A 14,089-nucleotide genomic window follows, 5' to 3' on the forward strand; every position below is an offset into this window, starting at 1 on the left:
AAGACTGTCGCGCGGAAACAAGCGCGCCGCTTACTGCGGCGCGGCGCCAGCGTCGGGCGGAGACAGGCGCGCGTCGATACGGGCGATGGCCTCGTCGGTGATGTCGATCTGGCCGGCAGCCATCAGAACAGAGCGGCTTTCCAGCACCGCGACGGCGCCGCGCTCGCGCGCGATCTCCGACAGGACCGGCAAAACGATGTTGATGAACCCGGCCTGCGCCTCTTCGCGCTCGCGGATCAGGGCGCGGCCCTTTTCGTCCTGTTCCTTGCGGATGGCGACGACCTTTTCGTCAAATGCAGCTGCCTTTTCGCGAAAGATCGCCGGGTCAAGCGTCGGGCGCTCGTTGGTCAGGGCGCGTTCCTCGGCCAGCAGCTGGGTCTCGATCCGGCGGTTCTCGGCGGCGAGGGCATTGCTTTCGTCATCAAAGGCGGCCTGCACGGCCCGCCCATAGGCGGACCGGTTGAACACCTCGTCGCGGTCGATGGTCAGGATCGGGCTGCGCAACACCGCGCCGGCTTCTTGCGCCACGACGGCTGGCACAGCGACGAACGGCAGGGCCAGCGCCGCCAGAACAGCCGCGATTGCCAGCCGGCGCGCCATCAGAACCGGGTCGAGATCGTCAGGTCGAAGCTTTGTTCCTTGTCATAGGTTTCCTTGACCAGGGCTTCGGAGAAGTTGAACCGCAGCGGGCCGATGACGGTATCCCAGAACACCGACACGCCGATCGACGAGCGCAGGTGGAACCCGTCATCGACCAGCCCGCCATTGGTGTTGTCCAGCGACCACACTGACCCGAAATCGGCAAAGACGCCGCCGGTGATGCCGTATTCCTCGGGCAGGCCCAGCGGGAATTCGGCTTCGAAACGGGCCACGGCATAGACGTTGCCGCCCAGGGCCTCGCCGCCATCACGCGGGCCGATGCCCTGGGGCTCGAAGCCACGGATCTTGCCGGTGCCGAAATAGCGGTCGGTGATGCGGCTGTTGCCGTCGATCATCGCCAGAATCCCGCCTTCCAGCTCGGCGCGCAGCGTGATCTCTTCTTGATAAACCTTGGTCTCGGCCGCAGCCAGGGCCTCGGTCGCGATGTATTTCTGATCACCGGCCAGACCGGCAAAGTCTTGCGAGAACCGCAGCAGAACACCGGCATTGGGGTTCAGGCCCACGTCGCGGGTATCGCGCGACCAGGTATAGCCCAGGCTGCTGGTGATTTGCTGGCCCTGATTGACCTCGGCCTGCAGGATCGGCGAGGCGCCGGAATAGTCAAAAAGCTGGGACCGGTTGAGCGAATAGCGCAGTTCCAGCCGCGAGAATTCGCCCGTGGGGAATTGCAGGCTGGGGCTGAAGTTCAGCTCGCGCGTGTCGTAAAGCGCATCGTGCAGGCCGCTGGAGGTCGAATAGTCGATGCCGATGCCAAAGCGCACGTCGCGGGCCAGGAAGGCCGGTTCGGCAAAGCGGAACGAGAACAGGTTGTCATCGGTGCCGCTGGCGACGGCAAAGCTGAGATACTGCCCCCGGCCCAGGAAGTTCGCTTCCGAGAAGCTGATCGTGGTGCCAACGCCGGTGGCCACGCTGTAGCTAAGGCCGAAGCTGAGCGAACCGGTGGGCTTTTCCTCGACATCCACATCGACGATCACGCGGTCGGGCGTGGTGCCTTCGCGGGCCGATACCTCGGCGGTTTCAAAGAACCCCAGCGCCGTGATGCGCTGCGACGCCTCGCGGATGGCGCGCGGGTTGAACGGGTCGCCCTCGACGGTCTTGAACTGGCGGCGGATCACGCGGTCAAGCGTGGTGACGTTGCCCTCGATGTCGATGCGTTCGACAAAGATGCGCGGGCCGCGGCTCATGGCCAGTTCGACATCCAGCGTCAGGTCGCGGTCGTTGCGGGTGATGCGCGGCTCGATCCGGACGAAATCAAGACCCTCGCGCAGGGCCAGGCCCTCGATCCGCTCGATCGCCTTTTCGACCAGTACGGGCGAATAGACAACGCCGGGGCGCAGGCGCAGCACATCTTGGTAGATCGCCGGATCGACATCGGCCATGTCCGAGGTCACGGTGACCTCGCCAAAGCGGAACTGCTGGCCTTCGCGGATATTGAAGGTCAGCACAAAGGCGTCGCGGTTGCGGGTCAGCTCGGGCGCGACCGACAGGACCTGCATGTCGATATAGCCGCGCGAGGCGTAGAAATCGGTCAGCACCTGGCGGTCAAAGGCGATGCGGTCGGCAATGAACGTGTCCGAGCGGATGATCTGGCGCAGCAGGCCGGCCTGCTTGGTGCCCAGCACGCGGCGCAGGCGGCGGTCGGAATAGGCGCGGTTGCCGACGAACGAGATGCGCTCGATCTCGACGACCTTGCCTTCGGTGACTTCGAACACCAGGTCGACGCGGTTGTCGCTGCGGCGGATGATGCGCGGATCGACGGTGGCGGCCAGGCGGCCCTGCTGTTCATAGGCCTGCACGATTGCGGCGGCGTCAGCCTCGGCGGCGCGGGGGCTGTAGACGCGGCGCGACTGCGACTGGATCAGGTTTTGCAGATCCTCGTCCTTGATGCGCTTGTTGCCTTCGAAATTGATCAGGTTGATCGTCGGATATTCGACAACGCGGATGATCAGCTTGCCGCCGGCGGGGATCATCTCGACCTGTTCGAACAGGCCGCTGTCGACCACGCCCTGATAGCTGGTGTTCAGATCGGCGGCGCTGAGTGTCTGGCCACGACCGATTCCCGCATAGCTGAGGATGGTTGCGGCGTCGACGCGCTGGTTGCCCTCGATCTCGACCGTCGAGAAGCGGTAGGTTTGCGCCTGAGCCGGAGCAAGGGCCGACATCCAAGCGGTTGCCAGAACTAGAAAAAAGACGGCCGCAAGGCGACGCACCCCAAAAGCGCGACCCGTGCGGGCCGCGGTCTTACCACCGCTTATGTTGGTCATCGGTTTATCCCGTGCAGACACCTTTGTTGGCAACCTGACTAACGGGTCGGGATAGGCTTGTCAAAAGCCTAGCTCAAAAGCAAAAGCGCGCCGCCCCGCAAGGCCGCGCGCCATTCAGTCGCATGCTGAAACCGCTTAGAGCAGTGAGCCGACAAAGGCCCCGCCGGTCAGCGCGCCGCCAATGGCAGCCATATAAAAGATCCGGTCCCAGTTCAGGTTCACAAGAACCGAGAGGCCGCGATATCCTTCTGCGATCGTATGCATTGTCTTACCCTCCTCGCCGGGCAAAGTTGCAGCTTTGACTGGAAAGATAGGTGTGAAATGTGGTCGGAATGCGGCGGAACCGGGGAAGATCAGGGGCAGAACAGATCGTTCGTCAGCGCAAAGACCATCAGCCCCAGCATCAGGCTAAGCCCCACGCCCATCAGGGTCCGCAGCGCGCGGTCACTGGGCGGGCGGCCGGTCAGGGCCTCGTAGACATGGAATACCAGGTGACCGCCGTCCAGAACCGGGATCGGGAACAGGTTCAACAGCCCCACCGCCGTCGACAGCATTGCGATGAACCAGATAAAGCTGGAAATCCCCTGGCTGGCCGCCGCGCCCGAGGTCTGGGCGATGCCCAGCGGGCCGCGCAGGTTGCACGAGCTGATCGCCCCGGTGACCATGTGGTAAAGGCCCGAGATGCTGGACTTCACGATGAAAACCGTCTGATCCAGCCCATAGCCCAATGCGGTGCCGACGCCCGGCGTGCGGGTTTCGGGCTCAAAGAACAGGCCGCCGGTCATGCCGATCAGCCAGCGGGTTTCGAACCCGCCATCGGCCAGCGGCAGATCGACGCGGCGCGGGGCCAGGCGCACCATATGCTCGGTGCCGTCGCGCCAGATCGTCAGGGTCATCTGGGCGCCATTCGAGGCCGAGACGATTTCCTGCAGCTGTTTGAACGCGCTGATCTCCTGGCCATCGACGGCCAGGATCACGTCGCCCTCGGCCAGGCCCGCATCCATGGCGGCCGATTGCGGCTGAACGGTGCGCACCAGCGGCGGGAACGGGTACGGCCCCAGTTGCAGGCGCGGCTCTTCGCCGGGGCGTTCGACCGTGTAGAACAGCTGCGAGGTAACGGGCAGATCTTCGAGCAAGCCATAGAAAGTGGCGTAATCGGGGGTGTCGGTGCCCTCGATCGCGACGATGCTGTCGCCGGGTTGCAGGTTGGTGGTGGCGACCGGCAGGTTCTGCACCTTGCCGATGGTCGGCGGCTCGACCGCCTCGCCATCCACCAGGATCACAGCGGAAAAGACAAAGATCGACAGGGCAAAATTGAAGGCCGGGCCGGCAATCACGGTTGCCGCGCGCGCCCAAAGCGGCGCGCCATGCATCGTGTGGCGCAGGGTCTCGGCGTCCATGTCATCCAGCACGTCGCTGGCGCGGTCACTGGCCACGCCCGCATCGCCCAGGAATTTTACGTATCCGCCAAAGGGCAGCGCGGCGATCTGCCACTTGGTGCCCCATTTATCGTGGCGCGACAGCAGGACCGGGCCGAACCCGATCGAGAAGACTTCGGCATGGATGCCCGACAGGCGGCCGACGATATAGTGGCCGTATTCGTGCACCGTCACGATAATGCTCAGCGCCACGACGAACGCGACCAGCGTATAGGCCGCGTTACCAAAAGTCGGAATCAAACCTGCGATATCCACCCACTCTACCCTTACTGCTCTTTCACGTCAGGCATTGCGCGGCAATCTCGCGCGCGGCCTGATCCATTTGCATAACATTCTCAAGTTCGATCGGGGCGTCAATAAGGCCCGTTTGGCCCGAAACCCGGTCAAGAACCTGCTCAACTATGGCAGCCATTTGCAGGAAACCAGCCTCGCCCGCAATAAAAGCATCCAGCGCACGTTCCTTGGCGGCGTTGAAGGCCGCACCTGCCAGCCCGCCCATGGCCATCACCTCATAGGCCAGCCGCAGCGCGGGATAGCGTTGCGGATCGGGCGCGGTAAAGTTCAGCTGACCGATCCGCGCCAGGTTCAGCCGTTCGACCGGCAGGTCGGCGCGTTCGGGCCAGTTCAGCGCATATCCGATGGCGTGGCGCATGTCGGCGGCACCCAGATGCGCCATCAGCGCCCCGTCGCGAAAACCGACCAGAGCGTGAACCAGCGATTCAGGGTGTACCAACACCTCGATCTGATCGGGTGACGTTCCAAAGAACTCTTTTACCTCAATGACTTCCAGCGCCTTGTTGAACATGGACGCGCTGTCGATCGTGATGCGCTGACCCATGTTCCAGTTGGGATGGGTCGAGGCCTGGGCCAGCGTGGCGGTGGCCAGCTTCTCGACCGGCCAGTCGCGGAACGCGCCGCCTGAGGCGGTGATGATGATGCGTTCGACCGCGCCCATGTCTTCGCCCACCAGCCCCTGGAAAATGGCCGAATGTTCGCTGTCGACAGGCAGGATGGTGGCGCCATGCCGGCGCGCGGTTGCCATCAGCAAAGGCCCGGCGGTGACCAGGCTTTCCTTGTTGGCCAGGGCCAGAGTGGTGCCCTGTTCCAGCGCGCGCAGCCCCGGTTTCAGCCCCGCCGCGCCCACGATGGCCGACATGATCCAGTCGGCCGGGCGCTCGGCTGCGGCCTCGATTGCCTCGGTGCCGGCCGCAACTTCGATTCCTGTGCCGGCCAGCGCGTCCTTTAGGTCGGCATAGCAATCCTCATGCGCGGTGACGGCCAGATCGGCGCGCAGGGCGCGGGCCTGCTCGGCCAGCCGCGCCACGTTGCGCCCGCCGGTCAGGGCGACCACGTCATAGGCGTCGGCGCCCCCTGCCCGCGTGATCAGATCAACGGTGTTTTCACCGATCGATCCGGTCGCGCCGAATATCGTGATGCGCCGCATGCGGTCAGAATCCGATCACGGGCGCCAGACCCAGCGCCGTGATGATCAGCATCACCACCGATGCGCCCAGCAGCCCGTCGAACCGGTCAAGCACCCCGCCATGGCCCGGGATCAGCGCCGAGCTGTCCTTGACGCCCATGCGCCGCTTGATCGCGCTTTCGGCGATGTCGCCCATCTGGCTGGCAAAGGACAACAGCGCCGAGATCAGCACCAGCCCAAGGCCCGCGCCGGTGAGCAGGTGAAAGATCAGACCGATCACCGCCGCCGAGATCCAGCCCGCCACTGTGCCTGACCAGGTTTTCTTGGGGCTGATCGCCGGCCAGAACTTGGGCCCGCCCAACATGCGCCCTGCGAAATAGCCGAACACATCGGTGGCAACCACCACCAGCACCAGCCAGATCATCCAGGCCAGACCCTGGGTGTCGCGGAACATGGCCAGCGCATAGCCGGCCAGCAGCACGGCCACGGCATAGACGGTAAAGATGCGGCGATGGCGTTTCAGCAGGGTTGCTCCGGTCAGCGCCGGCGCGATGGTCAACGGCAAGGCATAGAATCCGTGCATGGTCGAGGCGACCATGATGCTGACGGCGCCCAGCATCCCGATCGGCACTGCCAGCGTTCGTTGGTCGGGGTTGGTCATGTGGACCAGCTCCCAGATCATCAGCAAGGTCACGATGCCCGCGAGGAAGGTAAAATATGCGCCGCCCGCCCAAAGCAACCCGATGCCGATCACGGCCATGGCTATGCCCGAGGCCACGCGCGTTTTCAGGTCTGCCCAGCGGTCCGAGGACATCTAGACTTTTACCCCGCCATAGCGGCGTTCACGGTTGGCGTAACGCGCAACGATTTCGGCGAAATGGTCGCGGGTGAAATCGGGCCACAGGATCGGGGTGAATTCATATTCGGCATAGGCCGACTGCCACAGCAGGAAATTGCTGATCCGGGCCTCGCCGCTGGTGCGGATCACCAGGTCGGGGTCGGGCAGCACGCAGGTATCAAGGAACCGCGCCAAGGTTTCGGCATCGACATCGTCGGGGTTGATGCGGCCGGCGGCAACCTCATGCGCCATGCGCTTGGTGGCGCGGGCCACCTCGTCGCGGCCGCCATAGTTGATGGCCACGGTCATATGCACCAGGTCATTGCCGGCGGTCAGCTCTTCGAGCTCGTTCATCAGATCGACCAGTTTCGGCTCCAGCCGGTCGCGATCGCCGATAAAGCGCACGCGCACACCCTGTTTCAGCAGGGCCTGGGCCTCTTTGGTGATATAGCGGCGGAACAGCGTCATCAGGCCGGTGACTTCGGCCTGGGTGCGTTTCCAGTTCTCGGTCGAGAAGGCAAAGATCGTCAGGTAGCGAATACCCAGATCAGGGCATGCGGCGACGATCTCGCGCACGCGCGACGCCCCGGCCTGATGGCCGAACAGGCGCGGGCGACCGCGGTTCTGGGCCCAGCGGCCATTGCCATCCATGATGATGGCAACATGCTGCGGCCCGTTTTCTGGCGCTCCGGTTTCGGCCAAGCGAAACCTCCCTTTTATGTTCGCCGCGGCCTTCACGCAGATCAGACTTGCATGATTTCCTGCTGCTTGACGTCCAGGGCCTTGTCGACCTTGGCAATCGCGCCGTCGGTCAGCTCCTGCACTTCGGATTCCCACAGCTTCTGGTCATCCTCGGACATGCCGGCGGCCTTGGCTTTCTTGACCTGATCCATGCCGTCGCGGCGCACGTTGCGGATGGCAACGCGGGCGTGTTCGGCATATTGGGCGGCCACCTTGGTCAGTTCGCGGCGGCGTTCCTCGTTCAATTCGGGGATCGGCAGCATGATGATGGTGCCGTTGGTCTGGGGGTTGATGCCCAGGCCCGATTCCATGATTGCTTTTTCGACCTTGTTCACCAGCGACTTGTCCCAGACGTTGATGGTGACCATGCGCGGCTCGGGCACGTTGACGGTGCCGACCTGGTTGATCGGCGTCATCGCGCCATAGGCGTCGACCATCACCGGCTCGACCATCGAGGCCGAGGCCCGACCGGTGCGCAGCGACGAGAATTCGTGTTTGAGCGACGCCAGCGCGCCATCCATGCGGCGGCTCAGATCATCAAGGTCGATCTCAAGGTCTTCGTCGGACATGCTCATACCCTCTTGTTCTTTGCAGGCGAAAGCCGTGTTGGAGATGCTATAGCCTTAACCATGCACGATTGTATAGGTGCCTTCTCCGGCAAGGATACCCCGGAAGCCGCCCGGTTCGTCCAGCGAGAAGACAATGATCGGCAGGCTGTTGTCACGTGCCAGCGCGATCGCCGAGGCATCCATCACCCCCAGATGCTTGGCCAGGACGTCGTCATAGCTGACCCGGTCATAGCGGACAGCATCGGCGTTCTTGACCGGATCCTTGTCATAGACGCCATCGACCTTGGTGCCCTTGAAGATCGCCTCGCAGGCCATCTCGTTGGCGCGCAGCGTGGCGGCGGTGTCGGTGGTGAAATAGGGGTTGCCGGTGCCGGCGGCAAAGATGCAGACGCGTTTCTTTTCCAGGTGGCGCACGGCGCGGCGGCGGATATAGGGCTCGGCCACCTCATCCATGCGGATGGCCGAGATCACGCGGGTATGAATGCCCTGCGCCTCGAGCGCGGACTGCATCGCCAGCGCGTTCATCACGGTGGCCAGCATGCCCATATAGTCGGCGGTGGTGCGCTCCATCCCCTGGGCGCTGCCTTGCAGGCCGCGAAAGATGTTGCCGCCGCCGATGACCATGCAGATCTCGACGCCCATGTCGTGCACGGTCTTGACCTCGCGGGCGATGCGTTCGACCGTGGGCGGATGCAGGCCATATCCCTGCGTCCCCATCAGGGCCTCGCCCGAGATTTTCAGCATGACACGGCTGTAGGCAGGCGTCGGGCGGGAGGAGTTTCCGTCGCTCATGGGGGTAATCCTTGGGTGTTGTCTTGGCGTTTGCAGCAAAATGTCGGAAAAGCGACCGAGGTTCAATGTATAACGCGAGGCTGAACTGGATCATTTGCCGCATATCGACCCCGACCGCCCGGTTCTGATCGCGGGGCCGACGGCTTCGGGCAAGTCGGCGCTGGCGCTTGAGATCGCCGCGCGGCAGGGCGGCGTGATCGTCAATGCCGATGCGTTGCAGGTGTTCGACGGCTGGCGCGTGCTGACCGCGCGGCCCTCGGCCATTGACGAGGCCGCCGCGCCGCATCGCCTGTATGGCCATGTGCCCTATGACGGCGACTATTCCGTCGGGCATTGGCTACGCGAGGTGGCGCCGTTGCTGATCGGCCCGGCGCGCCCCATCATCGTGGGCGGCACGGGTCTTTATTTCACCGCGCTGACCGAGGGGCTGGCCGATATCCCCCCGACCCCGCCCGCCATACGGGCCGAGGCCGACCGCCGCGTCGCCGCCGAGGGCCATGCGGGCCTGTTAGCCGAGCTTGACGCCCCGACCCGCGACCGGGTCGATCAGCTGAACCCTGTGCGGGTGCAGCGCGCCTGGGAGGTGCTGCGCGCCACCGGTCGCGGTCTGGCAGCGTGGCAGGATGACACCCCGCCCCCGCTGCTGCCGCTGCATCTGGCCCAGGCCTTTGTCATTGACGCCGATCGCGACTGGCTGGCCGAACGGATCGACTGCCGGTTCGACCTGATGCTAGACCACGGCGCGCTGGACGAGGCGCGCGCGATGCTGCCGCGCTGGAACCCGGCCTATCTGTCGTCCAAGGCCATCGGCGCGCCCGAACTGATCGCCCATCTGCGCGGCGAGATGACGCTGGAGGCCGCGACCGAGGCCGCCAAAATCGCCAGCCGCCAATATGCCAAGCGCCAGCGCACATGGTTTCGTGCCCGAATGAAGGCGTGGCACAAGTTGGTGATGCCCGGATGACTCGTATGAGCGAAAAGGCACGAATCGCACCTCTTTTCGTTTGATTCGCCGCGAATCACCTCATACGATTCCAGAAAACAAACCATTGAGGCCGGCCATGCATGCAAGCGATATGCGGATCATTCCCCTTCCGTCCCTGTTCAAGGGCGGCAAGTGGCGCGTCGAGGCGATGCGCAGCTACAGCGTCGATCAGCTGATCTGGATCTCGCGCGGCCAGGGACGCCTGACCGTGGGCGGCATCACCCGCGGCTTTGGCGCCCATAACGCGGTGTTCATCCCGGCCCGCACCATGCACAGTTTCGAAACCGCCGCCGGCGTGTTTGGCACGGCGGTCTTTTTTGGCCGCGACCACGGGCTGCCGCTGCCCGAAACCCCCTGCCACCTGCGGGTGCGCGACGCGCAGGATCAATCAGAGCTGGCGATCATTCTCGACAATCTTCAGCGCGAGGCCGAGGGCGACCGCCCTGCCCGGCTGCGTGCCATGACCTATCACGCCGGGCTGGTTTCGGTCTGGCTGGAACGGCACATCTTGGACCACGAGGATTCGCTGGCCACCAACAGCGCCGCGCGGCGGCTGGCGCGCCGTTATGCCGATATGGTTGAAAAGGACTTTCACACCGATCACTCGGTGTCGGATTACGCACGCGAGCTGGGCGTGACCTCGACCCATCTGACCCGCGTCTGCAAAGAGACCTGTGGCAAGACCGCGTCCGATTTCCTGGCCGACCGCAAGATCGCCGAGGCGCGACGCATGCTGGCCGACACGGGCCTGCCGGTGAAGCAGATCGCGCAGGGGCTGGGGTTCAACTCGCCCGCCTATTTCACCCGCACTTTCCACGGGCGCACCGGCAAGACCCCGCTGGATTTCCGCCGCTCGGTCTAGTGGCCCCAGATGACGCGCACATAGTTGCGCGTTTCCTTGTAGGGCGGCACGCCGTTGTATTTCTCGACCGCCTTCGGCCCGGCATTATAGGCCGCCAGCGCCAGGCGCCAGCTGCCGAAGGTATTGTATTGCTGGCGCAGGTAACGCGCGCCGCCATCAAGGTTCTGATGCGGGTCATGCGGGTTGACGCCCAGGGTGCGCGCGGTCGCGGGCATCAGCTGCGCCAGCCCGATCGCGCCCTTGTGGCTTTTGGCGCGAGCGTTCCAGCCGCTTTCCTGCTGGACCAGTTTCAGAAACAGATCCTCGGGCACGCCGTGGCGGCGCGCCGCGTCGCGGGCGGGTTGCAGATAGGGGCTGTTCATCCGGCCCCAATAGGGCGTCGCGCCGAACTCTGACGGGGTGATGACCGGCGCCGGTTTAAGACGCACCGAGGCCGCGTATTGCTGCGAGGCGCGGTTGTCCAACACGTCGGTCTGCGACTTGAACAACATGGCGCGCGATTTGCTGCTGGCCGTGACCTCGGCCCCGGCGCCTGCCGCGATGCAGGTCGCCATGCCCCAGATCACCAGGGCCTTGCCTGTTTTGATCATCCCACCGTCCCTATATATTCAGCACGCGCAATATACGGATTTTTGCGCAAATCTCTAGCCCGGACGCGATTTTGCCGCAGTGCGATGGGCAGAGACTTGCCCGGCGACGCGGCGAAACGCGCAAGTTTCGCCTTTCATTAACCGGGCCGGGGTGATGTAACCGTAGCAACGAAACAGAAGGATTCGACAGGGAGAGACGCATGGCCGGATCGGTGAACAAGGTAATTCTGGTGGGCAATCTTGGCCGTGACCCCGAGGTGCGCAGCTTTCAGAATGGCGGCAAGGTCTGCAATCTGCGCATTGCCACCTCGGAAAACTGGAAAGACCGCAATACCGGCGAACGCCGCGAGCGCACCGAATGGCATTCGGTCGCGATCTTTTCCGAGGGCCTGGTGCGCGTGTGCGAGCAATATCTGCGCAAGGGCAGCAAGGTTTACATCGAGGGCCAGCTGCAAACCCGCAAATGGCAGGATCAATCCGGCCAGGATCGCTATAGCACCGAGGTGGTTCTGCAAGGCTTCAACGGCACGCTGATCATGCTGGATGGCCGCGAAGGCGGCGGTTCGGGTGGCGGTGGTGGCTATAGCGGTGGTCAACAGGGCGGCGGCTATGGCGGCGGCTATGACAACCAGGGGGGCGGCGGCCAGGGCGGCGGTGGCTACGGCGGCCCGTCGGGCCCTGCGGGCGATCTGGACGACGAGATCCCGTTCTGATGACAGGAGGCTGACGTGACCCGCGGACCAAGATCATGAGCTGGTCCATTTCCATAGGCCGGCTGCTCGGGTCGGAACTAAAGGTTCACGTCACTTTCTTTTTGCTGCTGTTCTGGATCGGCGCCGCGGCCTATGCGACGGCTGGCGCGGCGGCGGCGATCGACAGCGTGTTGTTCGTGGTGGCGCTGTTCGCCTGTGTGATCGCGCATGAATACGGCCACGCCCTGACCGCGCGCCGGTTCGGCATTTCCACCCGCGATATCACCCTGCTGCCGATCGGCGGCATGGCGCGGCTGGAACGGATGCCGGAAAACCCCAAACAGGAAATCCTGGTCGCCCTGGCTGGCCCGGCGGTGAATATCGTCATCTGGGCGGTGCTGGCGCTGGTGTTCGGGGCGCGGGCATCTTTGCAGGACATGGCGGTCATCGGCGGGCAGGACGTGCCTTTCGTGACGCGGCTGGCCTCGGTCAACCTGTTCCTGGCGCTGTTCAACCTGCTGCCCGCCTTTCCGATGGATGGCGGGCGGGTGCTGCGCGCGGTGATCGCGCTGTTTACCAACCGGGTGCGCGCGACCCAGCTGGCGGCGATTGCCGGGCAGATCATGGCGTTTCTCTTTGGTTTTCTGGGCCTGACCTCGGGGAATTTTCTGCTGCTGCTGATCGCGTTTTTCGTGTTCATGGCTGCGGGGGCCGAAAGTTCGGACGTTCAATTGCGCAGCCTTGCGCGCAGCATGCTGGCCCGCGACGCGATGATCACCAGCTTTGAAAGCCTGATGCCCGGTGACAGCCTGTCAGCCGCCGACATGACGCTGATCCGCACCACGCAGCATGAATTCCCGGTGCTCAATCCCGATGGCACTTTGGCCGGGTTCCTGACCCGCAGCGCGATCTTCAAGGCCCATCACGCCGAGCACAAGCCGCGCCAGGTGGCCGAATTGATGGTGCAGGCCCCGGCCCTGCCCCTGAACGCGAAGCTCAGCCAGGTGCTGGACGCGATGCAGGATGGCGGCACCCCCGCCGTGGCCATCACCGGCCCGGGCGGCCAGGTGATCGGCTATATCACCCGCGAGAATATCGGCGAGCTGATAGTCGTCAGCAACCGCGCCTAGGCGGCCAGGGCTTCGCTCAGCAGTTGCCGCACCAGCGCCGGATCGACATCCGAGGTGACAAAGGCATCGCCGATACCGCGCGCCAGGATGAACCGCAGCTTGCCGTCCAGCACCTTTTTATCCTGCGCCATCAGCGCCATCAGACCATCGGCATCGGGCAGCTCGCCGGGGATGGCGCGCAGGTCTTTCTTCATGCCCATCGCATCCAGATGCGCGCGAATGCGAGACGGGTCTTCCTGGCTGCACAGGCCCATGCGCTGGGACAGTTCAAACGCCAGCGCACAGCCGATCGCCACGCCCTCGCCATGCAGCAAGCGGTCGCCATAGCCCGTCGCGGCCTCGAGCGCGTGACAGAAGGTATGGCCCAGATTCAAGAGCGCGCGGTCGCCCTGTTCGGTCTCGTCGCGCACGACGATCTCGGCCTTCATCTCGACCGAGCGGCGCACGGCGCGGATGCGCGCGGCCTGATCGCCCGAGGCCAGCGCGGGGCCGTTTTGTTCCAGCCAGTCAAAGAATTTCGCGTCACCCAGCAGCCCGTATTTCACCACCTCGCCGTAACCGGCCAGGAAATCGCGCGGCTTTAGCGTGCCCAAGACGTCGATATCGGCCAGCACCAGCGAGGGCTGGTGAAAGGCGCCGATCAGGTTCTTGCCCTGTTTCGAATTGATCCCGGTCTTGCCCCCCACAGAGCTATCAACCTGCGCCAACAGCGAGGTCGGGATCTGCACGAAGCGCACGCCCCGGCGCAGCACCGCGGCGGCAAATCCGGCCAGATCGCCGATCACCCCGCCCCCCAAGGCCACGACCATGCCGCGCCGTTCGACCTTTTGCTCGATCAGCCATTCCACCGCGCGGCTGAACTGATCCCAGCCCTTGGTGGACTCGCCCTCGGGCAGCGCCAGCGCGGTCATTTCGATGCCCGAGGCCGCCAGCCCGGCGCGCAGGGTTTCCAGGTGCAGCGCGCCCACGGTTTCGTCGGTTAGCACCGCCACCTTGGGCGTGTGCAGCAGCGGCGCGATGAATTCGCCCGCGCGCGGCAGCAGGCCAGGGCCGATATGGATGTCGTATTCGCGGCCTTCCAGCGGAACGTGAACGGTTTCCATG

At 64.4% G+C, this 14,089-nt stretch carries 15 protein-coding genes; 4 read left to right on the forward strand and 11 right to left on the reverse strand.

Translation table 11 applies throughout. The features are described 5' to 3' along the window. Nucleotides 1-30: 30 nt before the first annotated feature. The 9 genes from OE856_RS03745 to pyrH all read right to left on the reverse strand — a co-directional run bounded on the left by OE856_RS03745 (nucleotide 31) and on the right by pyrH (nucleotide 8,726). Nucleotides 31-600 carry an OmpH family outer membrane protein gene (locus OE856_RS03745; RefSeq protein WP_263714700.1) on the reverse strand — a complete coding sequence of 190 codons (570 nt, stop codon included), beginning with the start codon at nucleotides 598-600 and terminating at the stop codon, nucleotides 31-33. After that, on the reverse strand, nucleotides 600-2,924 hold the full coding sequence (gene bamA, locus OE856_RS03750; RefSeq protein ID WP_412174851.1) for an outer membrane protein assembly factor BamA: 2,325 nt from the start codon (nucleotides 2,922-2,924) through the stop codon (nucleotides 600-602). Before bamA ends, OE856_RS03745 begins: the two co-directional genes overlap by 1 nt. A 135-nt stretch (nucleotides 2,925-3,059) precedes the next feature. Continuing rightward, nucleotides 3,060-3,188, reverse strand: a complete 129-nt coding sequence (locus tag OE856_RS03755) for a hypothetical protein (protein WP_263714702.1) — start codon at nucleotides 3,186-3,188, stop codon at nucleotides 3,060-3,062. An 89-nt stretch (nucleotides 3,189-3,277) separates the two neighbouring features. Beyond that, nucleotides 3,278-4,618 (reverse strand): RIP metalloprotease RseP, encoded by a 1,341-nt coding sequence (rseP, locus tag OE856_RS03760; RefSeq protein ID WP_263714703.1) that lies wholly within the window; start codon nucleotides 4,616-4,618, stop codon nucleotides 3,278-3,280. A gap of 22 nt (nucleotides 4,619-4,640) precedes the next feature. Beyond that, complete coding sequence (gene dxr / locus OE856_RS03765; RefSeq protein ID WP_263714704.1) at nucleotides 4,641-5,807, reverse strand: 1-deoxy-D-xylulose-5-phosphate reductoisomerase; 1,167 nt, start codon at nucleotides 5,805-5,807, stop codon at nucleotides 4,641-4,643. Nucleotides 5,808-5,811: 4 nt separating this feature from the next. Beyond that, nucleotides 5,812-6,600, reverse strand: coding sequence for a phosphatidate cytidylyltransferase (locus OE856_RS03770; protein ID WP_263714705.1), 789 nt, complete (start codon nucleotides 6,598-6,600; stop codon nucleotides 5,812-5,814). Further along, nucleotides 6,601-7,326 carry a polyprenyl diphosphate synthase gene (uppS, locus tag OE856_RS03775; protein WP_263714706.1) on the reverse strand — a complete coding sequence of 242 codons (726 nt, stop codon included), beginning with the start codon at nucleotides 7,324-7,326 and terminating at the stop codon, nucleotides 6,601-6,603. Nucleotides 7,327-7,367: 41 nt separating this feature from the next. Then, nucleotides 7,368-7,934, reverse strand: coding sequence for a ribosome recycling factor (gene frr / locus OE856_RS03780; protein WP_263714707.1), 567 nt, complete (start codon nucleotides 7,932-7,934; stop codon nucleotides 7,368-7,370). A 54-nt stretch (nucleotides 7,935-7,988) separates the two neighbouring features. After that, nucleotides 7,989-8,726: a UMP kinase gene (gene pyrH / locus OE856_RS03785; RefSeq protein ID WP_263714708.1), complete on the reverse strand. Its 738-nt coding sequence runs from the start codon at nucleotides 8,724-8,726 to the stop codon at nucleotides 7,989-7,991. 85 nt (nucleotides 8,727-8,811) lie between these two features. On the opposite strand from pyrH, the gene miaA reads away from it, so the two are divergent. Then, complete coding sequence (miaA, locus tag OE856_RS03790) at nucleotides 8,812-9,690, forward strand: tRNA (adenosine(37)-N6)-dimethylallyltransferase MiaA (protein ID WP_263714840.1); 879 nt, start codon at nucleotides 8,812-8,814, stop codon at nucleotides 9,688-9,690. 97 nt (nucleotides 9,691-9,787) lie between these two features. Continuing rightward, on the forward strand, nucleotides 9,788-10,573 hold the full coding sequence (locus tag OE856_RS03795; RefSeq protein ID WP_263714709.1) for an AraC family transcriptional regulator: 786 nt from the start codon (nucleotides 9,788-9,790) through the stop codon (nucleotides 10,571-10,573). On the opposite strand, the gene OE856_RS03800 is transcribed toward OE856_RS03795, so the two are convergent. After that, nucleotides 10,570-11,163, reverse strand: coding sequence for a lytic transglycosylase domain-containing protein (locus OE856_RS03800; RefSeq protein WP_412174852.1), 594 nt, complete (start codon nucleotides 11,161-11,163; stop codon nucleotides 10,570-10,572). The genes OE856_RS03795 and OE856_RS03800 overlap by 4 nt on opposite strands. A gap of 200 nt (nucleotides 11,164-11,363) precedes the next feature. Here OE856_RS03800 and ssb point away from each other — a divergent pair, with 200 nt between their 5' ends. Then, on the forward strand, nucleotides 11,364-11,876 hold the full coding sequence (gene ssb, locus OE856_RS03805; protein ID WP_263714710.1) for a single-stranded DNA-binding protein: 513 nt from the start codon (nucleotides 11,364-11,366) through the stop codon (nucleotides 11,874-11,876). Between the two features lie 35 nt (nucleotides 11,877-11,911). After that, the gene (locus tag OE856_RS03810; protein ID WP_263714711.1) at nucleotides 11,912-12,985 is read left to right on the forward strand and encodes a site-2 protease family protein; all 1,074 of its coding nucleotides are present in this window, start codon (nucleotides 11,912-11,914) and stop codon (nucleotides 12,983-12,985) included. Here the strand turns inward: OE856_RS03810 and aroB are convergent. After that, nucleotides 12,982-14,088 (reverse strand): 3-dehydroquinate synthase, encoded by a 1,107-nt coding sequence (gene aroB, locus OE856_RS03815; RefSeq protein ID WP_263714712.1) that lies wholly within the window; start codon nucleotides 14,086-14,088, stop codon nucleotides 12,982-12,984. The genes OE856_RS03810 and aroB overlap by 4 nt on opposite strands. Between the last annotated feature and the right edge of the window lies 1 nt (nucleotide 14,089).

It is taken from the genome of Actibacterium sp. XHP0104 (assembly GCF_025751515.1).
Classification (GTDB): domain Bacteria; phylum Pseudomonadota; class Alphaproteobacteria; order Rhodobacterales; family Rhodobacteraceae; genus Actibacterium_D.

Bases quoted from the DNA above. Each gene is read 5' to 3' on its own strand.
- OE856_RS03745 (WP_263714700.1), bottom strand. From the start codon at position 600: ATGGCGCGCCGGCTGGCAATCGCGGCTGTTCTGGCGGCGCTGGCCCTG.
- bamA (WP_412174851.1), bottom strand. From the start codon at position 2,924: ATGACCAACATAAGCGGTGGTAAGACCGCGGCCCGCACGGGTCGCGCT.
- OE856_RS03755 (WP_263714702.1), bottom strand. From the start codon at position 3,188: ATGCATACGATCGCAGAAGGATATCGCGGCCTCTCGGTTCTTGTGAAC.
- dxr (WP_263714704.1), bottom strand. From the start codon at position 5,807: ATGCGGCGCATCACGATATTCGGCGCGACCGGATCGATCGGTGAAAAC.
- OE856_RS03770 (WP_263714705.1), bottom strand. From the start codon at position 6,600: ATGTCCTCGGACCGCTGGGCAGACCTGAAAACGCGCGTGGCCTCGGGC.
- frr (WP_263714707.1), bottom strand. From the start codon at position 7,934: ATGTCCGACGAAGACCTTGAGATCGACCTTGATGATCTGAGCCGCCGC.
- pyrH (WP_263714708.1), bottom strand. From the start codon at position 8,726: ATGAGCGACGGAAACTCCTCCCGCCCGACGCCTGCCTACAGCCGTGTC.
- OE856_RS03795 (WP_263714709.1), top strand. From the start codon at position 9,788: ATGCATGCAAGCGATATGCGGATCATTCCCCTTCCGTCCCTGTTCAAG.
- OE856_RS03800 (WP_412174852.1), bottom strand. From the start codon at position 11,163: ATGATCAAAACAGGCAAGGCCCTGGTGATCTGGGGCATGGCGACCTGC.
- ssb (WP_263714710.1), top strand. From the start codon at position 11,364: ATGGCCGGATCGGTGAACAAGGTAATTCTGGTGGGCAATCTTGGCCGT.
- OE856_RS03810 (WP_263714711.1), top strand. From the start codon at position 11,912: ATGAGCTGGTCCATTTCCATAGGCCGGCTGCTCGGGTCGGAACTAAAG.
- aroB (WP_263714712.1), bottom strand. From the start codon at position 14,088: ATGGAAACCGTTCACGTTCCGCTGGAAGGCCGCGAATACGACATCCAT.